Here is a 26,195-nt window from a genome sequence, read left to right as displayed (position 1 = left end):
TCTCTGACCAAATTTGAGCTAGTTGCAGTTCTACCGAATCCCGGGGGGCAGAAGGCTCCAAGGGAAGCTAACTTGTTTCTTATCTTCTTTTTCGACGCCGTATTTTTCCCTGTTCCCCTCCTGGGAGGGGTTAGGGGTGGGTTCTGTTCCCTGTTCCCTGTTCCCTGCGTCGTCAGACGCTCATTACTCATTACTCATTACTTCTTCTTGACTAGATTTTAGGACTTCCCGTGAAAAGTCAAACTTACCTGCTCTCAACACTTGCTCAGCCGTCAAGTTCAGATCGGGGAAAGTTGTAGAGGTGATAGTCTGATTACCTCGGAGTAATTGAATTTCATACTCTCCATCTACTAGAGTACAGATAGAAAGGGTTGGTTGTTTGGGCTTCCCAATATGCCGGATACCACCTAGTCCTGCGTAGTCTGCAATCCAATATTCTCGAATGCCTAAGGTTGCGTAGTCTTCAACTTTACGGGCATAATCGTTTTGCCAATTGCTACTAACAACTTCCGCTATAAACTTAATCGAATCGCCACGGGTCAGGACTGATTGCTCAGACCAAAGTGGCTCTCTGGCAAGTTCTGTTCGATCAACAACTGCAACATCAGGTCGAAATGCAGTCATACCAACGTCAGAAGGGCGAAATAGTCCTCGTTGAAGAACAAACCAAGGTAAACCTATTCTATCGATCTGAACACAAATTTTGGTGGTGATCAAGGCAGCAACTTCTTCATGTTGACCTGTTGGTTCCAAATCGAAAACCTCTCCATCAATCAGTTCATAGCGGTTATCACTACCATAACGAGCAAGAAACTCCTCAAAGTTCAGGAGTTTCTGTTGTATTGGTTGTTCGATTCCAAGGGTCATAGTTTAAGCCCTAATCAATGCCTTAATTTTACCAAAGCCGTAACGCACCATGAGAGATTTTCCAATAAAAAAATCACTAATCGATTAACCCTCACTTGTGTGATGATGATCAGCTATCAAGTCTGATGGTGCGTTAACGTTAGTCTAACGCACCCTACAAAACTGCGATCGCGCTGCAAGCCAAAGTTCAAGATATGGTAACCAGCATAGTGTTAGAAGTATTTCATTCACTATAAAATCAGGATGATGTGCCTGCAGATGTACTTGCCGCAGTTTGAGTTGGCTTATCCGGTAGATTGAGGAATTCTTCAATTACTGGAAAGAAGTCTCTCTGCTCATTACCGTAGCTGTCTATATAGTAACCTTGGTCTCTAAATTCTGAGGGGGTGACGAAATGAGCTAAAACGCAGATTCTATAAGCGACCTAGCCCTTAAACCGCGTTGATAATACTTTCGTTTATTAGGATTTAATTTCATTAATTCGGTTACTAATTTTAGACAAACATCCTTAAAATTCATCCAGGTTTGACCATACAAACCAACGTAAAAACTGCTATGCCTCCGCTCCCTACGTCCAGATTCTTTTACACGAGCTACATAGTTTTGTATTCCTTTACGTTTAATAGTTTGACCTTGGAAAGTTGCAGAAGTGTAAGCTATCGCTATCAATAAAACTATCGAAATAAACCGTTTATCCTCAAGCTTTGTGTTTTCTAAGTTATAACCACCACTCTTGAAATCTCTAAACATTTCCTCTATATTAAATCTTTTTTTATAAGCGGAAATCGCCAACTCTAATTTTTCAAAATTTGTCAGAATAAACCATCCTTCTTTCTGCGCTATTCCTTTGAGTTTACGTTGCCACTTACAAGCCACATTAAAATTTGAAAATCCACGAGTTTTAGTAACTTTAACTCCTTGGATAAATAAAGACACTCCTGGTACTAAACCTAAATCATTAAGTTGAAGCCAATTAGTTTTTTTATATTCAATAAACTCGTTCTTTTTTAAGCGTAAGCAAAAATACACACCCAAGTCCTGTAAGTATTTTGCTAATTTGACAGAGCAAAATTCTCTATCTCCCAACAGGCAGATTTGATAGTTTTTAAAAAGCGGGATAACTTTTGACAATATTATTTGTTGTTCTGTTAGATTACTACTCCCTAACTTTGGCAACAAAGTAAAATATACTGGAAACGCCCTTTTATCCCAAATGAGGCTAACCATGAATAAATTAATACGACCCCAACTTGTTCGATCTATTGCTATATAAATTAGTTGGTCCGAGGTAAAGTATGTTTTCAAAACTTCTTCAACTATTGGAAGCCAAACTTTTTCAATGGTGAGATTTGGCAGCGATAAAAATCTTTGTATTCTTTTTCTTTTGCTTTCAAATTTAATGGGGAAAGGGAGAGCATTTGCTAACTTTTCCAAACTGACTTTCTTGATTAATTGTAAAAGATTAATCAGGATTTTTAAAAAAATATAATCGGCTAGACTTAATTGACTTTTTAGGTGGTTTTGGTAGAATGTTGGTAACATTGTCAATACGTAGGTCTTGTTGCAAATTTAGAGACCTACTTTTTTTTACCACAAAATGCTACTAGCTTTACATAGCAAGCATTTCAGCCTGTTTCGTCACCCCGTCAGCTCTAAATTGCGTTAAATTAACATATAATCCCAGTGACTTTTTCTGAATATTTGCTACCCACTTTTTCGCTTCAGAGGTTAATGGTTTTTCAGTAATTTTTTTTTGAATCGAACTTGTTGATTCTTCATCTGATGTATCCATGGCATTATCATCTACTGCAATTTGGTCGTCATACTCGGAAGTAAAGAAATCAAAATCAAGGGAGGGAATGAGCGAGTCTTCTAAAAAATTACGAACCCTTGCAAATGAAGTTCCCTGCTCGTCAATGTATTTTGTGGCTGTCTCCAATATTTCTTTTCCCTGAGCACTCGAATCTAATTTTTCAAGCTTATCTCTGACGTAAGAGACGGCTTCTTTTTCAAGAGCTTTAGTTTTATCTGTAATTTCTTGATCAACTTTTTTAAGTTCAGCTTCCAGATCAGATTTTTCTTTTTCCAGTTTAGTTTTGTCTGCATTATCTGTAGCTGATTCAATTTCGGTATCCTTAGTTTTTAACTTTGCCTCAATATCTTCCCTGTTCTTAAATAATTTATCAAAATCATTCTCCGTTTGTCGCAACTTTTCTTTTAAAGATTTATCTGCTCTATCAACTAGACCTTTAACTTGTTCAGCAAGACGTCCAATTGCCTGGTTCCAATCACCCCTACCTGGAAACAGATTTTTAGGATTACTATGAATATATTTGCCGATTCCATTCAATTTATCATTTAGAGTCTTTCCTTGAAGACGTTTGAGTTTTTTCTCATGATTCGGACTCATGATGAATTGATCGATAGCAGCTGTATAAGTAGCGGGTTGTTCGTGGTTGAGATAACCTGCCAAAGAGTCTGTGAGTAGGTTAGATGAAATCATGTGGCGTCGGTCTCGCTTAATATCTTCTCCTGTTACTGGGTTTTTGACTGAACCAGCAGGAACTTTTAGAGCCTCACTAGTCCATCCAGAACGTCCTTTTCTGTCCCAGCTTCCGTCGGGATTCTGCTTAAAACCAAATTTAGTGTCATTTTTATTGCTCTGCTTATTTCTGGCCTGATGAGCTTGTGCATGATTAGTGACACCTGCTGCCATAGGACATCCTATAGGATTATTTCGGTTTGATTTTAGTGACTTTTTTGACTTTACCTTGGGCATGGTGTTTTTTTCCTAATTAAGTGATTAATATCCCACTGCTAAAACCTCATTCACAGGAGTGATACCCTTGGCGATACTTCCTAAATCCGAACGATAATTTTAGCAGGGAATTTTGACTTTAACTTCGACTTCGCCTTAGATTGGCAACAGCTTAACTATTTCAACTGTTGTTATCTGTAATTCGCTTATCCAGACTGGTTAGAATAGCGAAAATTTCCCTGAGCTGTCCTTGTATGTTATTATCTTTACGCTCAAGTGAATCAAAATAGTTAAGAACTGTGTCTGCCATTTGATCGCTGGTCTCCACTGGACGCAAATCACGACCAAAGCCCATTAAAGCAGGACGTTCGACGTAGGTGACGCGGTGGAGTACTCGCCAAGTTTTGTTGGGTTTACCTGCTTGTACTTGCCTTAAGGCACGGGCTTCTTCATCATTACTCTGTAGCCATTCTGGATCGACTACATAGTTAAAGAAGTCATGGAAATGATTAACATTACCTTCCAGGTAGAAACTCATAAAGCGGTAGCGATCCACTTTTTCCCCAGGTTTGAGGGGATAGTCGTTTAAATCAGTAATATCTTTGTTTTCCAAGCCGTAGAGATTAACAAAGAGTTCAAACCCCCTGCTATTAACCTCAGTTTTACTCATGGTTTGGGTAATTTCCGCTGTGTATAACGGTGTCAGCTCAAAGGCAAAACCTGCAACCATAGCATCAACTTGAGCCCCTAGCTGCCCCCCAGCTATCAAGCTACCACCAACTGTATGCTCAATCGTACTGGCAAAACTCTCTTCCTCTGCGCGAAAACCCCCATCGGCATCCCAAACATAGGTGTTGACGATGTTACGCTTGCCAGCCCGAATTAACAAGTTTTCCATGCGCCGTTGCCATTCCTCGAAAGCGTCCTTGGCACGCTCTTGCTTATCTGGATTGGGAATACGCTTGTTGATTTCTTCTTTCCGTTGATTTGCTTGGTCTTCCTGTGCTTCTTTATGACCTTCAAAAGATTGGACATGTCCCTCAACTTGCTCAGTTTCTTGCTGCTGGCTAGAACCGTCACCGTTTTCAGTTTGATCTTTTGGTGCGACGGTAACCTGCCCGTAGCTATCATATTGGGAAGTATCGACGGTTTGGGATTCTATGTCTTTGGTCTTGGTAGAATCATTGTTATAGAAGTAGGCTTCCCGGTCTTTATCCAACTTCTCAATCTGCTGCTTTAAGTCGTAGGCCTGTTGTAGACGCATGTAGCTGGCGGGATAGAGGGAACCGTATTGCGATCGCATTTCTGGGACATGGCGATAGAAACGCTGGTCAGCAGCTTGGGAACCCACTGTACCGTCTAGGGTACCGTTCATGGTGTAAGCTGGGTTAATCATGAAAGTAATGGTATTCACATCCAAGGGAATACCTTCCGCCGGACGAATCTCATAACTGATCATCTTGCCACTGCGCTTGAGTTTGGTGATGAACACATCTGCTAGTCCAGAAACCACCAACGCATAACCTACATTTTTGGGTACGAAGCGTGCGCCAAGATTTTCAAATTGAGGTTTAGTTTCTGAAAGACCCCGTAGTTCCAGAATATCAGTGAGGTTGGAGGAAGAGTCAGCGCGGACAGTACTACTGTTGGAGGTAGTATTTCTGAGGTTAAGAGCCCCCTTAACACCGGCTCTTCCTTCTGAAATTTTCGAGACGAAACCAATACCGGCTTGTGCCCCCCAACCGACACCGGCGAAAAAATCGAAGTCGAAGCCTTGGCTTACATCCTTACTCCTTGTCCAACTGTAGCTTACATCTTGTGATTGCCGTAATTGAACTGAAGCGGCACCGTCGTAATCATAGTAAACCGTGAGGTTTTCACTGGGCACCGGGGGGGCTCCTTCGATGTAACCGAGTAGAGTGGGTTGGAACTGGGCATTCCCAATCCATCGCAGGTCAAGTTCTTCCAGCCGTTTTTCCGAGAGGGCATGAACGCTACCATTGAGAGTAGTATAAATTAATGCCCGCCGCATCATGGCTAGTTTGCGCTTGGGGTTATTGGGGTCAAGTCCCACACTGCTGTATTCGCAACTCAGTAGATGAGAACCAGGGGCGCTTTCAACAAGTTTGGCTCCATGCACTGTACCATCGTAGTTATTTGCACTGAGGTCTTTGACTTTACCATTTTCAATGCTATCCAAGGGCCAATAACCAACCAGATTTTCCTCATTACCACTCAGGTGGCGATGCATATCCCTTGCGATTTCCTGCTGAGTCCGGGCTTTGTCCCAAATGCGGACTTCAGCTATCTCGCCGTCAAAGTGCGCGGAGATGTTTTCATGGCTCCTCGCACCAATCAGTAATGGTTGAGAACTCGAGCCGATATTACCTGTTTCTCCCCTGGAGTAAACCTGCTCTCCATTGCAGTACATGTACTGCGTAGAACCATCATACACCACAGCTGCGTGATACCAAACGTTGGGTGTAACTGGAAAATGATCACCAGTCCAATGCCAATATGGTTTCCAACAATACTGGAAATAACCATTCGTCACGGCAGCTTGGTATAAGTTTTCTTTATTGAACAGAATTTTTTCACCGGAAGTGGAGTGGCATCGGAACCAAAGTTCCACTGTAAAATTAGATGACTTTGGATTGAGGATGTCACCGCAGTCAATATAGCTTTCCTTTTCCTCATCAAACTCCATCACCAAGTGACCTGGATTACCAATCGCTGCGGTACAAGCCACCCAATCTGCACCAGCAATAGAACCATGGTGTTGATCTTCTGCCGAATAATCCTTAGCTTGAGTTCCCGTTGCTTCCGTCATTGGGTAGTAAGCCACTAAGCCAGGTTCATTACCAGTCAGCAGAGTTTTGCTGTTTATTTCCACTTCTTCATCTGTCAAAGCCAGGTTCCAAAGGCGCACTTCTGCTAATTTGCCAAAGGGTCGATTACCATTGGGATCATTACCGATAACAGCCAGATTGCTCTGGCATTGGGGAAGATAGAACAGGATTTCTGGATCTCCTTTAACAACACCATTATTTTTCTGACTATCCTGATGAACTTGATCCGCCAGTAATTCCGTCCCGTCAGCCCCGGAAATAACCCGCATCGGCCAATAGCTGACTAAACCACCTTCATTACCTTCGAGGATTTTGTACATGTTGTCTCGGATTTCGTATGCACTCAGGGCTAGATTCCAGATACTGAGACCACTGATACTCCCGTCGAAATCCTTCGGTGCAATCAACAGCTGACCATTTCCTGAGATGGTTTCTCCCTTTTTTAAATCTCTTGTTACAAATTTTTCCACCCCGTCTTTATAGACTCTCAGAGTTCCCTCTGAGTTGTTCCAAGTTACCGCTAAGTGATGCCATTCCCCATCATTAAAAGATATATTCGTCGTCTTTGATTCACCTTTAATCAAGATTTGTAAGTTCGTGAGATTGTACAGTTTGAAGGGATCATTTTTATAGAAAAGCAGTGAGGTATTAGCTTTTGTCGAATCAGTACGAATCCAGCAGGCAACTGTAATTGCGGTTGAGGGGAAGTTTTTGAAATTTCTGAATTCTACGCCATCCTCTTGCCCATCAAAAGTGAGACCATATCTGATGGTCGTGAACCCTACTGGCTTACCATCAATATAGAATACCGTTCTTTCTTCTTTCGCTACTGCGGCTACGTGATGCCAACCATCAGCTACATTGTTTTCTAAATCATAGTTACAGTCGAAGAACAAGCCATCAACTACAGTTCCCAGGCGGCTGCCATCTTTGAGAGCAATGGCATATTGACACTCCCCATGGCTATAAGCCAGGGGATTCTTGGTTCAACGAGCTGACTTGCTCAACCAGACCGGAATCAGGAAGAGTAGAGGCCAATTCTCCCCAAGCGTTAAGTAAAGTTCCCGTGTGCCGGAAACGAAACCTTAGTAGAGTGGAGCCTTAGTTAATAAGTTTTGACCCTTTTTCTCATAGCCAGTCCCCTGTAAAGGCTCCACTCTACTTACGGTAACTTCAAACCCCACGGTACTCAAGGCTCTAGTTAGGATATTTTTGGCGGCATTATGGTCGCGGTCTAGCCGACACCCACACTGACAGACATGGGTTCGAGTTGATAATGACTTCTTGACCACTTCACCACATTTGGAACAATTCTGACTTGTATAGGCAGGATTAACTGCAACAGTTATCCGACCAAACTTTTGCCCAAAATATTCCAACCATTCCCTAAACTGGTACCAACCTGCATCATTAATAGACTTAGCGAGACAGTGATTTTTAACTAAATTTTTAACCCTCAAATCTTCGTAAGCGACCAGGTCGTTAGACCGGATTACGCAACGTGCCGGAGACGAAACCTTAGAATAAAGAAGCCTTAATAACAAAGATTTAACCCTTTTATGCATAGCCGACTAACCATAAAGGCTTCTTTATTCTTACGGTAACTTCTAACCAGTCTCTATTAAACTAAGCCAGGGGGTTACCCCACATCTGACTTGTCTCCAAAACCGTACGTGATAGTTTCCCATCATACGGCTCCTCATAGTAGGTTTTCCTTGTCATGTTGGCACCTCTTCATTAAAATGGGTTGTCATCTAGCTCAGAGGAGTTGTCTTTAACTCGTGACACTTTATTTTGACTTATCATTCTATGCTTTTCGTCATGGCAATGTAGGTGGAGTAGTTCTAAGTTACTGATTTGGTCGGTTCCACCTTGTGCGCGTGGTCTTATATGGTGTGTTTCCATTTGGTCTCCATCCCTAAAGGTCAATCCACAATGAGTACATTTTCCTTTTTGTCTTTTCAGAAGTTTAACTTTCTGTTTGGACATTTCAGGGTGTTTTCTCATCCTGGTACTCCAGTAGACTAAGTCCCCGTTGTAGGGACTATAGTCGCCCTTGACCTTTGTGTGTCTTTTGATTTCTGTTTTTACATGACAAAAGAAGGTATATACCTTCTTTTGTCATGAATGTCCAGTTATCTACCTTGGGTGCTTCCCATGGGTTCTTTGGTTCGGTGACCTTGGTTCCCCAGTATTTCTTATTTACCCAGGTTTTCGATTTGTTGGGATGTCTTCGGTATCCCCATCTTTGAAGTTTGTTCCAGAGCACATTATCTAACCCTGCGAAGGTTTTCTGGCTGACAACGTTTTTGTTGTAATTGCACCAACCTTGTATAATGGGTTTGAGCCTGCTTATTAGGGCGGCTTGTGGAGCAGCTAGATGTGTTTCTATTATGGTTTCTAGCTGCTTTTTGTGTTCTTTTACAGTTTTCTCTGATGGCTTAATGAGAGTTTTAAAACCTTGTTTTGATTGGTTTATTCCTACTGGGTATTGACGGATGTTAAATCCTAAGAAGTCAAACCCATTGTGGGTGTTAGTCAATCTTGTTTTACTTGGTTTTAAGGCTAGGCCAATGTCTTTTAACCATGTTTTTATTATTTCTCTACACTTTTCTACCACTTCTTTGTTCTTGTGTATTATGACGAAATCGTCAGCATACCTGATGAGACTGATACTCTTCCTTCTATCCCTTTTTCCCATTTGGGTTTCTTTATAGGTTAGATTTTCTGCGTATCCTTTTATTGTCTCTTCCATTCCGTGGAGGGCTATGTTCGCGCTTGAGAGGGGATATTATTCCTCCCTGAGGAGTGCCTTCATTTGTAGGTGAAAGTGTTCCTTCGTCCATCACTCCGGCTTTTAACCATCCTTTGATTAATCGCCTCATGGTGGGGAAGGTATTTAGTTTTGTGAGTAATTTTTCATGGTTGATTTTGTCGAAGCATTTTGATATGTCTGCGTCCAATACCCATTTAGGTTTTTTTGCAATACTATCAAATATGGCTTCAACTGCATCGTGACATGACCTTCCTAGCCTGAACCCGTATGAGTTAGGTTCAAAGCGTGCTTCCCATTCAGGTTAAGCGTGCCTGTTTGGTTAAAGCTTGTAGTGCTCTGTCGTATATGGTAGGTATCCCTAGAGGGCGTTTCTCCTCTCGACCTGGTTTTTCAATCCATACCCTTCTGGTTGGTTGAGGTCTTTTGTAGATTTTAAGGCAGGCTACTAAGTTTAGTCTTTGTTTTCCTGTTAAGGCTTTCCGACCATCTATTCCGGCAGTCTTTTTGCCTTTATTCTGTTGGGTTACTTTCCTTACGGCGAGCATTTTTGCTGACCTTGAAGTTACCGTAAGAGAGTGGAGCCTTTATAGCGACAGGTTATGGGTAATAGTTTTAAGTTATATGAAATAAGGCTCCACTCTCTAAGGTTTCGTCCCAGGACTTCATTAAGGTTTTTTGTAATCGTCTAACCACGCGAACATCACCACGTCGTGAGGCTTGATATATTCGTTGTCTTGATGCAGTCGCTCATGGGGGAAACCCCCAAGACCGCGCTGCATCGCTTTTGTAACTTGAATATCGTGATTTCCAGCTTCCGCCAGTTCACTTTATTCCATTCCGACTCTTTTTGAGTTTTAGACTTATTCATTACTACTTACAACTACATCTTTTCCTACTACGTGAGTCTGTCTGCATATTCACTACATTACATAGTGACTTTGGCTTCTGACTCTATCTCTCCGTCGTAGACCTTGCGGCTAACTACCTACTTAGGAAATCGACCTTTCCTAAGAGCATCTACGGGGTTACTTCGTTCCTGGATTCCATATTATGTGCTTTTAGAGTGATACTATCCACCGGAAGTCTCTTAGAGAAATCATCACTTGGACGCCAAACCCTGTGATTCTGTGGACTTCGTTACTATTTGTTTCCAGCGTTAAGAGCCTTATTGCGCTGGTTGAAGATTACGATGGTTCCAATGTATCTTCCCTTTCGGTACTCTTGAGCACTCTTCCTGCTACTAGCCCCATGTTTAGGCTCATAGGGTTTCGCTGTTCGACCCCGCTTTAGACTAGAGTTTGTTAATTCTCAGTGCCTAGGGGTAGGGCTGTCACTCAGATTTCTTGAGGGTTGGTTTTTCACCAACATGGAATTCAAGTTATCAAGATTTTATTCTTGTGGTTAATCCCCCGTTACCGGTTTCTAACCAACGAATCACACTGGCATGTTCTTCACGTTGCCTACTTATTTTAAGGTGATGTCTACCTAATCTATTAATGGCCTTTTTACGGTTAGATGAGCCTTTCTTTTTGCGAGATACTCGGCGTTGATAAAATTTTAAACGCTTTTCACCTTTTCTGTAAAATCGTGGGTTAGGTTCAGAATACCCATCAGAGTCTGTATAGAACTCTTTTAGCCCAACGTCCAAGCCAACAGTAAACCCAGTTGCTTCTAATTGCAAGGCCGTAGGCCACGCTTCGCGAACAGAATTATCTACCTTGACGCAAAACTGGACATAGTACCCATCGGCTCTTTGAACAATCCGAACTCGCTTAATTAGCTTCTGGTCGATTAAACTAAGTCGGTAAGTCGCCCCACCGACTCGTCTCCAAAACCGGACGTGAAAGTTTCCCTTCATCCGGCTCCTCATCATAGGAACCATTGACATTGGTACTTCTACCATGGGTTTATATCCAACTCTATGATGTTGAAATTCTTTCCATGTTTTTGGTCATGGCAATGTAGGTGAAGTAGTTCGAGGTTATCTAACTTATTTGTTCCACCTAGTGCTCGTGGTAAGATGTGATGAGTTTCCATTAAATCTCTGTCCTTGAAAGTCAGACCACAATGGGCACATTTCCCTTTTTGCCTTTTCAAAAGTTTTCCCTTTTGACTGGTCAAAACAGGATGTTTTCCCATTCTGATGCTCCAGTAGATTGAGTCTCCATCGTATGGGCTTCGTGTTTCTTTGACTTTGGTATGCCTTTTTATTTCTGTCCAGGCATGTTTTTGGAGATATATATCTCCATCTTTGAAAACCCAATTGTCATTACCGATGGTTCCCCAATACTTTCCGTTGACCCAGGTTTTTGATTTGTTGGGATGTCTTCTGTACCCCCATCTTTGAAGTTTATTCCATAGCATATGTCCCAAATCGCTGTTCGCGTAGCGTGGCCATAGGCCAAGGTTTCTTTACTACAAACGGAACTGTAGTAGTTACACCATCCTCGTATAATGGGTTTTAGTCGGCTGATGAGAGCCTGCTGTGGGGCAGCTTTATGACATTCTATTGTTTTTGAAAGCTGCCCGTAATGCTCTTGGATTTTTCCTTTGGATGGTTTGATGATGGTCTTAAAACCCTGGGGGGGCGACAAGCGCCCCGTAACCCTTGATATATATTAAATTGAGCGAATTATGGTAAAAAAAGATAGGTCAGAAATTGTCAAGACGACCTATCAATTCAAAATGCTACCAGAATTATATCAAAAACATTTAAAAAATCTCCTTTCCGAATCTCAATTATTGTTTTTTTACCTTGTAGTAATCATTGTACAAGATATCAAGGATGTTAAACTCGAAAAAATTGCTGAATCTTTACCTTTGCCTATTAAATGTAACTCAAGGCGTAAAAAGTTACAGAGATTTTTTTCATTACCAATATTTCAAATAAAAAAAATGTGGTTTCCACTTGTTAGAGAATGGCTCACTCAAAAATTTGATAAACACAAAAAAATCTATTTAGCCATCGATAGGACTAATTGGAATAACAAAAATTTATTGGTGGTTAGTATAATTTATAAAAACCGAGCAATCCCAATTTATTTTGAACTTCTTTCAAAACTTGGTTCAAGTAATTTTTTAGAGCAAAAACAAATACTATCAACTATTATAGGGCTATTTGATAGCTATCATGTTGTTATTTTGGGAGACCGAGAGTTTTGTTCAGTTAAATTGGCTGAATGGCTAGACAAACAAGGGTTTAAGTTTTGTTTAAGACTTAAAAAAAATGAGCAAATTGAATTAAAAAATCAGGGGTGGATTTCCCTGAAAAACTCGGGATTAAAACCAGGAATTTCGTTATTTTTTGAAAAGGTTAAAGTCACAAAAACTAAACAAGTATCAGGATTTAGTATTGCCTGTAAATGGAAGAAAAGTTATCGAAAGTCAGTAAGCCAAGAAGGTTGGTTTATCCTAACAAATATGAGCGAATTGTCTGAGGCAATATCAGCTTATAAAAAACGTTTTGATATTGAGGAAATGTTCCGAGATTATAAAAGCGGTGGATATAATATGGAAGGCAGTAATGTTGTCGGTAAACGCTTTATATCTTTACTTATTATAATCTCTTTTGCTTACTTTATTGCCACAATTAAAGGAGAAATAATTAATAAAAAAGGAGTTCAGGACTATGTAGCGAGAGTCAAAGAATATGGGCGATTAACTAAAAGACATAGCAGTTTTTATATTGGAATGTATGCTCAAAAATGGATTCATTTTATGGATAAATGTTGGGAATTAGTTTATGCTTTGATGCGTTTAAGTCGTCATAAGCTCGATAATTATTTACGAGGTATGAGAGCTATGAAGCTTATACAGTCTACTTTTTAGCTCTCATGTCGCCCCCCCAGCTTAAAACCTTGTTTTGACTGATTTTTCCCGGCTTGGTATTGTCGGATATTGAATCCCAGGAAATCAAATCCGACCGATGTATGGGTTATTTTTGTCTTACTTGGTTTTAATTTCAACCCCATGTCATTTAGCCATTTATTTATGATTCCCTGACATTCTCTTATTACGGTTTGGTCTTTGTGCATAATCACAAAGTCATCTGCGTATCGAATTAAACTTAGTGCCTTCTTGTTTGCGTGTTTCCTACCTGGTAGGGATTCAGCATATTGTTTAATTTCGTTTTCCATACCGTGGAGGGCTATGTTGGCCAGCAGGGGGGAGATGACTCCACCTTGTGGGGTACCTTCCTTGGTAATTGAGAATGTATTATTATCTATCACACCGGCTTTGAGCCAGGACTTAATTAAACGTCTTAGTGATGGATAAGTATTTACTTTTGTTAGTAGGGAATCATGGTTGATTTTATCGAAGCATTGAGAAATGTCGGCATCTAATACCCATTTAGGCATTTTTCTGATGCTGTTAAATATGGCCTCGATAGCGTCATGACATGAGCGTCCTGGTCTGAATCCGTATGAATTTGATTCAAATTTTGCTTCCCATTTAGGTTCAAGTGCCTGTTTGGTGAGTGCTTGTAAGGCGCGGTCATACATGGTTGGTATACCCAGAGGGCGTTTTTCCGTATGTCCAGGTTTTGGAATCCATACTCGACGTGTCGGTTTTGCCTTTTTGGAGACCTTCAGGTTGGCTACTAAGGCGAGGCGTTTTTTCTGAGTTAGAGATTTAACCCCGTCTATTCCGGCAGTCTTTTTACCTTTGTTCTCCTGGGTGACCTTTCTGACCGCAATCATTTTAGCTGTCCAGGACTTCATCAGAGTCTTTTGTAATTTTCTTACCACACGGATATCACCACGGCTCGAAGCTCGGTATATTCGGTTTTGTAACTTAAATAAGGTTTTTTCTAGTTTTTTCCAGTTGACCTTATTCCATTCCACCGTCTGGATTTCCAGCGTTTTAGACTTTTCCATTACTACTAGCAACTATACCTTTTCCTATGAAGTGAGTCCGTCAGCATATCCTAGAAGTTACTCTAGGCATTAGCTTCTGACTCAATCTCTCCCCCATATAACCTACGGCTAACTACCTACTCAACAATCGACCTTGTTGAGAGTACATATGGGGGTTACCTCGTTCCTGATAACCATTGTTTTGGACTTTTAGGGTGATACTCTTCACCGAGGATTAGAGGAATCTATAAAAGGGCGTTTAACCTTTTATTCTTTTTATCCTATGACTTTTTGTCTGTGGCGCTTCAGCCTATTGCGCCACTCACTTGTGACGATGATTTATACGTATCTTCCTATTGTACCCATGAGTCCTTGCCTGCTTAGGTTCACCACCTTAGGTTAGTAGTGCTTCACTATTCGACCCCGCTTTATCCATAAGCTTGTTAGTTCTCTATGAATAGGGGTAGGGCTGTCATTCGGATTCCACGAAGGTTGGGCTTTCACCAACATGGTTATCAAGTTATCTAGAATTAATTCTAGTGACTAATCCCCCATATTTAAAATATGGTTTCTAGTCAACGAGTCACACAAGCGCCACAAGTCCCAGGTACCTTTGATCTTGACTTGCCCAATGCCTTTATTATCGGTAAAGTTTATGGACTTCTTGTCTGGGGATAATTTCCATCCAGATTGCTTATATTCGACTGACCTAGAATGCTTTTTGAAACGGGGATAACCTTTCTTCCCAGGGATTTTCTTCTTGCAATTATCAAAGAAACGTTTGATAGCGCGTTCTACATTCTGTTGAACTAAGCCGAGGAGTCGCCTCCCCTGACTTGTCTTCAAAACCGTACGTGACACTTTCGCATCATACGGCTCCTCATTATAGTACTTTAAGTCCATGACAGAGGCTCCTCTTAGAACGGATTTCTATCCAACTCATTGAGTTCGATTTTCTTTCTGTGTTTTGCATCGTGACAATGTAGGTGGAGTAATTCAAGATTTTTATCCGTGTCGTTTCCACCGAGAGAGCGCGGTATTATGTGATGCTTTTCCATTACATCTCCATCTCTGAAGGTAAGACCACAATGAGTACATACCCCTTTTTGCCTTTTCAAAAGCCTTCCCTTTTGACTGGTCATTTCAGGGTGTTTCTGCATTCTGGTATTCCAATATATTAAGTCCCCATCGTAGGTGCTTCTGGCTTCTTGTACCTTTTTATGTCTGACTATTTCAGTTTTGACATGTTTAGGAAGGTGATTCCTGTCGGTCATGAACATCCAGTTGTCTTCCTCTATGGTTCCCCAGTATTTGTTGATTACCCAGGATTTTGATTTATTTGGGTGTCTCCTGTATCCCCATCGTTGTAGTTTGTTCCATAACATGTGCCCAAGTTTATTAAAGGTTTCTTTACTACATACACTTCTGTAGTAGTTACACCATCCCCTTATAATAGGTTTTAGGTGGTTTATCAAAGCCTCCTGGGGAGCAGCTCTGTGACGGTCTATGACGTTTGAGAGCTGCTCATAATGTTCTAAAACTTTTTTCTTTGATGGTTTGATGATGGTTTTAAATCCTTGTTTAGACTGATTTTTTCCTACTTTATATTGACGGATGTTGAATCCTAGGAAGTCAAACCCGTTCATAGTATAGGAAATTCTTGTTTTACTTGGTTTTAATTCCAACCCTATATCATTCAGCCAATTTTCTAGAATCGTTCTGCATTCTTCTATTACTCCCTGATTTTCATGGATGATGACGAAGTCGTCTGCGTATCTAATCAAACTTATTCCTTGCCGTTTCTGTTTTTTACTTCTCCTTTTTATCTTTAATGTTTCGGCATATTGTTTGATTCGTTCTTCCATGCCATGGAGGGCAATGTTAGCGAGCAGGGGTGATATCACTCCTCCTTGCGGTGTCCCTTCGTTGGTGGGAGTGAGTGTATCCTTTTCCATTACTCCAGCTTTAAGCCAGGATTTTATTAACCTTCTTAATGATGGAAAAGTGTTCACTTTAGTTAGAAGCGCTTCATGATTTATTTTGTCAAAACATTTGGCAATATCTGCGTCTAATACCCATTTGGGTTTATGGCATATATTGCTGAATATTGCTTCGACGGCATCGTGACATGAGCGTCCTGGTCTGAAACCATATGAGTTAGGCTCAAACTTGGCTTCCCATTCGGGTTCTAATGCCTGTTTGGTTAAAGCTTGTAGAGCACGGTCGTGTATAGTCGGGATACCTAATGGGCGTTTTTCCCTACTTCCAGATTTGGGAATCCATACCCTTCTGGTAGGTTTTGCCTTCTTTTGAGTATTCAGGTTGGCTACTAAGGCGAGTCTTTGCTTATTATTTAAAGCTTTTTTCCCGTCTATTCCGGCAGTCTTTTTACCTTTGTTCTCCTGGGTTACCCGTCTAACCGCTATCATCTTGGCTGACCAGGAATTCATCAGAGTCTTTTGCAGCTTTCTTACCACGCGGACATCACCACGATGAGAGGCTCGATATATTCGTTTTTGCAACTTGAATACGGTCATTTCCAGCTTTCGCCAGTTGACGTTCTTCCATTCCGACTGTGGGGTGAACCCCCGAGTTTTGGACTTATTCATTGCTACTCGCAACCATATCTCTTCCTATAACGTGAGTCTGTCAGCATATCCCATACATTACATATGGACTTTGGCTTTTGACTCTATCCTTTTCACATAGGCCATGCGGCTAACTACCTACTCAATAAATCGACCTTTATTGAGAGAACCTATGGAATTACTTCGTTCCTGATAACCATTCTATGAACTTTTAGGGCGATACTATTCACCGGGAAATTTATTGGAGAATCAATAATGGACTGTTGAACCCATTACTCCGTATTTTCCTTTGACTTTTGTCTATGGCGTATCAATCCTTAATTTCGCCATTCCAAGCTTACGATGATTCTGACGTATCTTCCTCTCGTACCCTTGAGTTCTTTTACCTATCAATCTATCTTTCAGGTTAAGGATATTTTGACGTTCGACCCTTGCATCGATTGGCAGGTTTGTTATTCCTGTTCATCAGGGTAAGGTTGTCACCCGGATTCTTCGGGGGATGGTATTTCACCATCATGATTATCAAGTTGTCTTGGGTTCTTAACCCAAGCAGCTAATCCCCCAAATCCTGTTCATCAGGATAAGGTTTCTAGCTAACGAATCGCACCAACTGATGCCTGACAAGCATGACTGTTGAGGTCTCTGACAAACTTGAATTCGTCTCTTAGTTGAGTGTTGTAACGATAGAGTTCTTTTTTCCCTGTACCACGATTGTCCATCCAGTACCGAAGTACTTTATTGCGGACAAAGCGAGCCGTTCTAATGGCTTCATTTATTGCCAACCTTTGAGGCTCTTTGAGAACAGCCTTGAACTCCATGACCAACACTCGTGTATCACCTCCTTGGGTTCTTACTTTACTTACTATTATAGACTACAATCATTATTTAAAAGTCCCCGAACAGTTAGGGAATAAATTCCCGTTCGGGCTAACCCCATGAATAGAATTGCTGGGGCTTGCGCCCTCAGGATTTTCGGTCATTACCATCTTTGGCACTAGCCAGCACATTGTAATCGTATTTGCTACCGCTTTGACTACCCGTATTCTTTGTTGCTCCCGGATAGTGGAACCAAGCTTCCAAAGTCCAACGAGCCTGCAAATCGAGGGGACTCTCTTGATTGTCCGTGTCTTGGATCGTAACCTTATCACTAGCATCCCGGAATTCCAAGCAAGCCCTTTTGCCATCTGGTAACCACTGCTCAAAAGTGGAGTTGCGACTATCGGCTGTAGCATCGTAGCGAGTTAGCCGCATTCGACCTTGATTGTCAAAGTAGCTAAGGAGAACATTACCCTCACAGCTTTCCACAGCATTTAAGCTACCGGCGGGACGAGCAAAGCCCAGTAAGACCCCACGAGTCGATAATTCTTTGGCATCTGTATTCAGCAAAGCCATACGCTGTGGTGTTTGCTGGTTCTGAGTAACTTCCGTGAGGAAATCCGTATTCAATTCGTTGAATTCATTCTCAGCATTGATCAGATTCTGGCGAGCCTCTGACAATAGACTTTCCAGCTCATCGGGATCTTCATGAGCATCCAGAAATTCGGTTAATCGATCTAGTCTTGCCTGGTTTCTGGTGATTTCAGTAGTTATATCCTCGACATTCTTTTCTGCGTCCCCAATTCTGTCTTTCCCCGTCTCAGTTGGGATGTCGCTTCGATACAGATACCATTTTTCGTTCACAGCACCTTGATTATCATATTTGTGACGAACTTCGTATCCATGTCTCTCAAGAACCGTGTTACTTGCACAGTTCTTAATTACGTAGACAGTTGCCTTTATCTGATTCTTGTATTCGCGAAGAATCCAGTGCTGAAGATTAAAAGTTGGTTTGTTCGAAGGATAAGTTGAAACGAGATATGAATTTTTTTCCTCAATAGCCAGAATTGGTTTTGTCTCTTGATTTTTATCATCTTTATATGTCTGTTTATTTATAATCCTGTAGTAGGAGCCATCAGTATTATAAATAAATTCCCAATAGATCTCATCCAACCTTCCTCTTGTGTAATGGCTAAGTTCAACATACGGTTCACCAAGAGAATATCTTATATAAGCCAATTGGTCACCGCTTCCAGATGAAATTTTGCAATAGTAGTTGAACTTATTATATTTCTCGTTTCTTAGGGCCTGTCTTGCATCCTTTAAAAGGCTTTCCGCTTCATCAATCTCTGATTGGAGAGTCTCTTTTTCCTCGATATACTTATCATTATTATTAGCAATATCGAGCCTTTCTTCCAGATCCCAGACCACCTTTTGACAGTTACTGATTTCTTGTTCCGCTTGTTCTAAATCCTCGGTGGAAATACCCGTTTGCGGGTCAGCTAGGGTAGTCAAACTCGCTTCATCAGTGTAACGTTCACAACTGATAGCATCGGAAATCAGCTGAATATGATGCTTGCGAATATCAAGACTAGTCCAGCTTCCTTTGACATTATTAATTTCAAAAGTACGGACAAGGCTCACCCCATCAGGAACAGTGAACTGGCAAGATGCCCGATACCAACCGTTGCTGAGGGATGCAAAATCCTTAGGCTGATAACTGTGAGTTGGGAAAGTTATTTTCTCTTCCGAATTGCGGCTATACCTTCCCCAATAGGAGAAAGCAAAGATTTTGTTACCATTACCATCCGCATTGTTGATATCAACTGCACCTTGTACCTTAAATTCAAAGCTTTCTTCGTAAGTTGCCCTTTGGGTAACAGCAAATAACTCGTCATTACTGTACTTGACTGCATCCAAGCCACCGACCGTGGAGCGATTCAGAGTTCTGGCACTAACATAAGCTTCACCATAAACCACAGCATCTCGACCATGCACGGAAAAATCAGGAACTGTCTTCGACTCCCCAGTTACAATTGTACCCAAGCGGTAGTAAGCTGCTAGATCCTGTTCTTTGCCAGTCAGCTTCAGATACATACTATCTTTGATTTCCCCGGCTGGGCGGGTGCGGTTCCAAATCTGGACATCGGCAATTTGACCATTGAAGTCGCGATTGGTACCCAAACCACCACCAATATAAAAACGAGGTTGCCAGGTTTCTAATTTGAACGAGGGAGGTGCATCAGCCGATTGAATCGTACCATGAAGAGTGCCGTGATTTTGAGCAGGGGATAAATCTCTGACTTGCTCCCCATCGAATACCCAATAGGCGGCTAATTTTTGTTCTGTGCCGAGCAAACGGCGATTCATGTTCTCCTGAATTTCCCTTTGGCTGCGGGCTATATTCCAGACACGCACCTCGGCAATTTTTCCTGGGAAGTTATTATCGAGTTTGCCAATGTATTTTATGGATGTGTTGACTGGCTGCTTGCCTTGCCACTGATCGGTAGAGTATTTTTCTTCACCATTGACATAGACTTTGTAGAAAGTACCATCAAAGGTCACTGCTACATGATTCCAGTCGTTAGGTACTAAAACTGCCCCTGTTGTTATAGTTACACCAGTCGCTCCATCTCCAAAGCCTGCAACTATTTTCTGCCGCTGATATACCCAAATCGAGGGAGCACGATTGTTACCACTACCAGGATGGTTCCCTAGAAAACCATGTTGACCAGCATCTGAAATTTCCGGATAAATCCAGGCTTCTTGAGTAAACTCAGACCCCACAATCACCTGATCACCGCAGTCTACTTAATCACTGGAACTATTGAGAGCGATCGCTTTGATTGCAGGATATGCTAAGCTAGTTTGAAAGATGTAAGCGCTACCAGCATTTGTACCTCCAGTATCCTTATTGTTGGCACCGACAATTGCCGTATCGCCGCTGATGGCAACTGATTTGCCAAAAAAACTATTCGCTTCCGTATCTTTACCAAAGAGTTGTTGAACTTGTTCCCAATCCCCACTGGCTTGCCGCTGGAATATGTAGGCGCTACCAGCACTTGAACCTCCAGTATCCTCATTCTGAGCACCGACAATTACCGTCTCACCGCTGATAGCAACTGAGTTGCCGAAATAATCCCATGCTTGCTTATCTTGAGCTTGGAGTTTGCTAACTTGCTGCCAAGCACCACTAGCCTGCCGCTGGAATATGTAGGCGCTACCAACACTGTTATTACGCTGAGCACCGACAATTACCGTTCCGTCACTGATGGCAACCGAGCAGCCGAAGTTATCCCGTGCTTGTGTATCTTGAGCTTGGAGTTTACTAACTTGCTGCCAAGCACCACTAGCTTGCCGTTGGAATATGTAAGCACTACCAGCATCTGAACCTCCAGTATCCTCTTCGTAGGCACCAACAATTGCCCTATCGCCACTGATGGCAACCGAGTAGCCGAAGTTATCCCATGCTTGCTTATCTTGAGCTTGGAGTTTGCTAACTTGCTGCCAAGCACCACTAGCTTGCCGTTGGAATATGTAAGCACTACCAGCATATGAACCCCCAGTATCCTCACCAGGAGCACCGACAATTACCATCTCGCCACTGATAGCAACTGACCAGCCAAAACTATCATTTGCTTGCTTATCTTGAGCTTGGAGTTTGCTAACTTGCTGCCAAGCACCACTAGCTTGCCGTTGGAATATGTAAGCACTACCAGCATCTGAACCCCCAGTATCCTCACCAGGAGCACCGACAATTACCATCTCGCCACTGATGGCAACCGAGTAGCCAAAACTATCATTTGCTTGCTTATCTTGAGCTTGAAGTTTGCTAACTTGTTGCCAAGTACCACTTTGTCGCTGGAATATGTAGGCGCTACCAGCATCTGAACCTCCAGTATCCTCTTTGAAGGCTCCGACAATTGCCGTATCGCCGCTGATGGCAACCGACCAGCCAAAATAATCCTCGGCTTGTTTATCTTGAGCTTGGAGTTTGTGCATTTCGGCATACTCTCCTCTCATCTGAGCTGAGGGTACTAACTGCCCATTTTGGTATAAACTGACAAGTCCTTGCTCATCAATCACACCTGTATAATGCATCCAAGTATTATCGGCAGGAAGCGCCTCCGAAGCTTTGATGGTTTGTTCTGTCCCATCTCTCAGATGCACTTTCAGTATCACCTTATTATCAGTATCAAGCAGTAACTGGAGACGATTTCCCTCTTCGGCAACAATCACCTGTTCCCGATTAACATGAGTATCCTGTCGCACCCAAGCCGAAATACTCATCCCTTTATTTACATTTGCCTTGGGTGTTTTCAGCTTAATTGGTGGTGTTACCAAGTAATCTCCACTACCATCAAACCGAATTCCCCGCCGCTTGACTGACTGAAGATTGACCGCTTCCCCAGCTGACCAGTTGGCATCTAGAATAAAATAACCTTTGAGGGTATCAACAGCTCTGACAGGGTAGAGACCATCATAAGATTTAGTGCCGCTAATTTGCACCTCATCCCCTGTAACTAGATCGTGGTTGGTACAGTAGACTCTTAACTTACCATTCTCTATTTTCTCGTACCCCACGATCATATTGTCGAAGACTAAGCCATTCTCTTCTTCCTGAATTTCTTCCCAGGAACCTAATTTATCCTGAGTAAAGGTTGCTTCGACTTCAAAGGTGTCCCCATCTGCTGAGACGACTTGGTAATGTCCATCAAAGTTTCTGGTCCCATGAACTTTGACCTTGGCTCCCGGTTCAAAAGTATTATCTAGAGGAGTTTCCACCGATTGAAGTAACAGCTTTTCTTCCGTATTACCTGCGATCGCTTCAATTGTCCCTACTGCTGGTGGGGTACTATCACCAATGACTTTAACTTCATCTAGGGTATTGAGGGGTAATAAAATATCACGAGTGGTACTCTTGAGCCGTTCAGAAGTAGGACTCGTATCTATCTGCGATAGTGTACCATCAATTGCTACAGCAAAACTCAGTGCAGCAGTAATCACATCAGTTCCCTTTTGGACTGGCACTGCCAACATCACCCGCCTGGCTTCCCGCATCAATTGCATCCCATCCTGAGTTTGCCTTTCCACTTGGGTATCATAGGCAGTGGCACTCAATCCCTGAACAACCGTTAGGGAACTGGAACTATCATCTTTAAGCTCAAGGGTCCGCTTGATAATACCGGGAATATTTCTGTATTTCTTGACTTCTGGATCATCGGGGTCTGGTTCCGCAAAGAGGTAGTCTTTCAGGGAAAACAAACCTTGCTCAGAAGACCGCAGCGAATATAAAATCACCATTCCAAGGCTACTATCATAGGCAAAAATATTCCAACGGTAGATATCCTTCTCGATAGTCGGCATCAGAACCACTGAAAACCAGCCATCCTGGAGGTTTTCAATAAAACTCAACTCAATCGCTGGTTCGTAGAAGGGTTTGTTATTGATATCCCGGAAGTTGAGGGAGTCAATATTATTGAGCTTTCCCTCTGCCTTGTCAATCTTCATACTCTCGGCAGGGAGGTACTTCTGACGAGAGCGTTGGAACCTTACCTCCAGCTTGGGAACCAATTCATTTTTGATCCCATCGAGTACAAAGCGATTTACCAGTAGCTTGTTGCCAATCGACTGCCGGAACAGATACAAATGTCCTATACCTGAGACTAACTGCACTGGAGCTACCGCAGACTGGGTTGTTTCGGCTACTTCACCATAGCGCGATCGCAACAACTGATGACCCTCGTTATCGGTAAACTCTACCTGCTCACGATCTAAGACTGATTGATCTAGTACAGAGCGATCCAGAGGAAGCTGTTTCCAAGGTTCAAAACTAAGGGGATCCTGATTATCCTGGAGTGCTGTATCCTCAAAGCCACTGCGCTTAACTGTGTAGTAAATCTTCCCGTCAGCTGTGGTTCCAAAAACTAGGATTTTGCCCTCGTGGGCAATGGTGTTAACGTGAGCAAATCTTTGACCTTGTAGATGCACTTCCCTTTTCTCCTCTAGGAGTTTGAGTTAAATTGATTGGCTAAAGCAATCACCAGAATTACTTCTACCATATGGAGATTGTTTTGCTATATTTGTGTTACAAAAAAAAAAAAATTACATAAATTTACATTTAGTATAAAAAAATTGAGTCCATAAAATTTGAATTTGTTTGCAATACTTTAAAAAAAATTCAACCTAATTCCACACTAGTAACAGCAAAAACCTTGTGCCAATAAATATTAGGGGGTTCAGCTGTGTACATGGCTATACATTCAAATATAGGATTCATTTGATAACTTTCAAATAAGATAATAGCCGATTTATTAAGATTAGGTACGTCTACATATATAGGACTTCCTTCAGCATAAGTAGCTAAGGCTAAGAATAGCTTTTCGGCTATGTCTTCATTTTCCGCAAATATAGGGCCAATTCTAAAGCCATCCGTAGCTTTTATAATTACTCCATAACCTACCAAATCACCATCGTTTATGATCGCGTAACCTTGCCCATGAGGTTGATTAATCCATCTCGAAAGAAAATGAGGACGATGACTAGGAAAATATCGCCGATCATAACGACAAAATTGCTCAAAATCAATAGACTTTAAATCCCTGACATCTGGCGAGATTGTGCCGACAATTATTCCTTGATAACGGAAATAAGAATGACCAGGTTTGAACCCAAATTTTTGATAATTATTAACTTGTTCTAATACAGCATTTAAAGCAACAGGCTGCCCAGAAATTAAATTCAATGCTTCTTGCCATGTTTTTAACCCAAATCCCTTTTTCCGTTCTTCGGGTTTAACAATATAATGACCAATAAAATTAAATTTAGTTTCATATCGCACTACAGAAATACAACTAATAGGTTTCCCATTTAATTTTCCAATTAAAAATCCTCCAGGATCGGCAACATAAAAATTATCAGCATCATCAATTCCTGGATTCCACCCCTCAGATACTGCCCAGCTTAAGGCAATTTTAAGATCATCTTTGGTCATGGGAATAACTTGAAAATTATCTTCTGTTGGAATAGTCATTTTTTTGCTCCTGTTTAAAATCTTGTAAGCACTACTATGAATGGCATAGTCAATACTCTATTTTGGTATTTATAGCGTTTCTAGGATTTATGAGGTACGCTTTTCAACCTCAAAGTCCCCCTTGATAAGGGGGATTTAGGGGGATCCCTTTGTACCTCATGGCATAGAGAATGGATATAGCCCTCTTCTGTCACTTTCCGAGTAGAATGAATAGAGAAAGAAAAAAATAAAACTGTACAAGGTAGACACAGCAATGGATGTAGAGCTACAAGTTCTCAAACATTTACCAAGAGACCCCCAGCTGACAGTATCGGTAATAGACTCTTATTGTCAGACCTACAAAGATTTATTTAAAGAAGTAAGAAATTATGAGTGTTTCAAGTATTTACACTTAGGAATAATCTCACCAATAAAAAGAAAATCATTACCAGAAATAGCTCCGGTGCGCTTTCCGTAGGCGAATTAAATTCGCCACGGGTCGCACCGCAAAGTAGTAGGGATAAAATCGGCCCAATCACTACATCACTTTATCGCCAATTCTCCTTGGTCAGTAGAAGAACTGAAAAAGCGAAGAATCAAGGAAATAAAAAGTCAATTAAAGGGAGAAGCGATCAAATTAATAATTGACGAAACCGGAGATAGAAAAAAGGGAAATAAGACCGACTATGTAGCCAGACAATATTTAGGAAGTGTCGGGAAAATAGATAATGGCATAGTATCAGTGAATGCCTACGGATTGTATAAAAATATAACGTTTCCCTTAGTCGTTAAAATCTTTAAACCAAGAGGAACACTAAAACAAGAAGATAAGTACAAAACCAAAATAGATTTAGCCTCAGAAATAATCGAAGAGCTAGTAGATGAAGGATTAAATATTGAACTAGTATTAGCAGATAGTTTGTATGGTGAGAGTAGTAAATTTATTAGGAAATTAGAGGAATGTAGACTGTCTTATGTAGTAGCAATTAGGAGTAATCATGGGGTTTGGATGCCATCCGAACAGACGGTTAGAGCGAATAGGTGGTGTAAATTTACCAGAATATTTAGTAATCAAAAATCAGAAATTAGATACATTAGGGAAATAGTCTATGGAAAAAGGAGAGCAGTAACTTACTGGGAAATAACCACAGACCCAGAAACAATGCCAGAAAATTCCACTTCCTTTGTGATGACAAACCTAACCGGTAATCTCAAGAAAACTTTAGGGAATTTGTATGGGTTAAGAACATGGGTAGAATATGGTTTTCGCCAGTGCAAACAGGAGTTGGGATGGACAGATTATCGCTTTACTAAATTTAAAGAGATACAGAAGTGGTGGGAAATAATTTTTTGTGTATATACAATGATTAGTCTAAAATCTCCAGCTTTTTTATCTTTAAATAAATCTCAAGAAGTAGAAAATGATGCCACAGACACTGATGATTTGGAGGTTAGTAATCATCAACAATGGAATCATGAAGATGGATGGAAGAATGTCTTAAACAATTTGCGTTTACTAATTCAACCAATTATGATGTTATGGGTGATTTTCCCATGGTTAGATATTTTACCTAATACCAAGTTATTGCTGGGATTAAATCAGCTGATTAGGGAAATTAATCAATGTCAAACATTTTTGTATTCTGGATAATATGGCTTATTTGTTACTCATT

At 41.3% G+C, this 26,195-nt stretch carries 9 protein-coding genes and 9 pseudogenes; 2 read left to right on the top strand and 16 right to left on the bottom strand.

Features of this window, described 5'->3' with window-relative positions:
* Positions 1-183: 183 nt before the first annotated feature.
* From BJP34_RS28810 to BJP34_RS41195, 9 genes and pseudogenes are all read right to left on the bottom strand, one after another.
* Complete coding sequence (locus BJP34_RS28810; RefSeq protein WP_070395305.1) at positions 184-867, bottom strand: Uma2 family endonuclease; 684 nt, start codon at positions 865-867, stop codon at positions 184-186.
* Between the two features lie 399 nt (positions 868-1,266).
* Positions 1,267-2,409: an IS4 family transposase gene (locus BJP34_RS28805; protein ID WP_070395304.1), complete on the bottom strand. Its 1,143-nt coding sequence runs from the start codon at positions 2,407-2,409 to the stop codon at positions 1,267-1,269.
* 67 nt (positions 2,410-2,476) lie between these two features.
* A complete protein-coding gene (locus tag BJP34_RS28800) occupies positions 2,477-3,646 on the bottom strand; it encodes a hypothetical protein (RefSeq protein ID WP_070395303.1) in 1,170 nt (389 codons plus the stop codon).
* Positions 3,647-3,806: 160 nt separating this feature from the next.
* Positions 3,807-7,370 (bottom strand): LamG domain-containing protein, encoded by a 3,564-nt coding sequence (locus BJP34_RS28795; RefSeq protein WP_070395302.1) that lies wholly within the window; start codon positions 7,368-7,370, stop codon positions 3,807-3,809.
* Positions 7,371-7,437: 67 nt separating this feature from the next.
* Positions 7,438-7,979, bottom strand: a pseudogene (locus BJP34_RS28790) (RNA-guided endonuclease InsQ/TnpB family protein); the annotation flags it as partial.
* Between the two features lie 232 nt (positions 7,980-8,211).
* A pseudogene (ltrA, locus tag BJP34_RS50570) lies at positions 8,212-10,118 on the bottom strand (group II intron reverse transcriptase/maturase).
* 573 nt (positions 10,119-10,691) lie between these two features.
* Positions 10,692-11,045, bottom strand: a pseudogene (locus tag BJP34_RS28775) (RNA-guided endonuclease InsQ/TnpB family protein); the annotation flags it as partial.
* A gap of 101 nt (positions 11,046-11,146) precedes the next feature.
* Positions 11,147-11,614: an HNH endonuclease gene (locus BJP34_RS28770; protein WP_070395299.1), complete on the bottom strand. Its 468-nt coding sequence runs from the start codon at positions 11,612-11,614 to the stop codon at positions 11,147-11,149.
* 59 nt (positions 11,615-11,673) lie between these two features.
* A pseudogene (locus BJP34_RS41195) lies at positions 11,674-11,844 on the bottom strand (group II intron maturase-specific domain-containing protein); the annotation flags it as partial.
* Positions 11,845-11,935: 91 nt separating this feature from the next.
* Here BJP34_RS41195 and BJP34_RS28765 point away from each other — a divergent pair.
* Positions 11,936-13,116 (top strand): annotated as a pseudogene (locus BJP34_RS28765) (IS4 family transposase).
* Here BJP34_RS28765 and ltrA (BJP34_RS28760) read toward each other — a convergent pair.
* From ltrA (BJP34_RS28760) to BJP34_RS28730, 7 genes and pseudogenes are all read right to left on the bottom strand, one after another.
* A pseudogene (gene ltrA / locus BJP34_RS28760) lies at positions 13,099-14,127 on the bottom strand (group II intron reverse transcriptase/maturase); the annotation flags it as partial. The pseudogenes BJP34_RS28765 and ltrA (BJP34_RS28760) sit on opposite strands and share 18 nt — an antisense overlap.
* A 549-nt stretch (positions 14,128-14,676) precedes the next feature.
* Positions 14,677-14,910 (bottom strand): annotated as a pseudogene (locus BJP34_RS41190) (RNA-guided endonuclease TnpB family protein); the annotation flags it as partial.
* Positions 14,911-15,023: 113 nt separating this feature from the next.
* Positions 15,024-16,715: a group II intron reverse transcriptase/maturase gene (ltrA, locus tag BJP34_RS28750; protein ID WP_070390905.1), complete on the bottom strand. Its 1,692-nt coding sequence runs from the start codon at positions 16,713-16,715 to the stop codon at positions 15,024-15,026.
* A gap of 587 nt (positions 16,716-17,302) precedes the next feature.
* A pseudogene (locus BJP34_RS28745) lies at positions 17,303-17,512 on the bottom strand (RNA-guided endonuclease TnpB family protein); the annotation flags it as partial.
* Between the two features lie 145 nt (positions 17,513-17,657).
* Positions 17,658-20,297 carry a LamG-like jellyroll fold domain-containing protein gene (locus tag BJP34_RS28740; RefSeq protein ID WP_070395296.1) on the bottom strand — a complete coding sequence of 880 codons (2,640 nt, stop codon included), beginning with the start codon at positions 20,295-20,297 and terminating at the stop codon, positions 17,658-17,660.
* 24 nt (positions 20,298-20,321) lie between these two features.
* Positions 20,322-23,501 (bottom strand): LamG-like jellyroll fold domain-containing protein, encoded by a 3,180-nt coding sequence (locus tag BJP34_RS28735; RefSeq protein ID WP_070395295.1) that lies wholly within the window; start codon positions 23,499-23,501, stop codon positions 20,322-20,324.
* Positions 23,502-23,691: 190 nt separating this feature from the next.
* Positions 23,692-24,543 carry a GNAT family N-acetyltransferase gene (locus tag BJP34_RS28730; protein ID WP_070395294.1) on the bottom strand — a complete coding sequence of 284 codons (852 nt, stop codon included), beginning with the start codon at positions 24,541-24,543 and terminating at the stop codon, positions 23,692-23,694.
* A 253-nt stretch (positions 24,544-24,796) separates the two neighbouring features.
* On the opposite strand from BJP34_RS28730, the pseudogene BJP34_RS28725 reads away from it, so the two are divergent.
* Positions 24,797-26,173: pseudogene (locus BJP34_RS28725) on the top strand (IS701 family transposase).
* The last annotated feature ends 22 nt before the right edge of the window (positions 26,174-26,195 follow it).

It is taken from the genome of Moorena producens PAL-8-15-08-1 (assembly GCF_001767235.1).
Classification (GTDB): Bacteria; Cyanobacteriota; Cyanobacteriia; order Cyanobacteriales; family Coleofasciculaceae; genus Moorena; species Moorena producens_A.
Note: the sequence above shows the minus strand (reverse complement) of the source record. Positions and strands in the feature narration are given on the sequence as shown.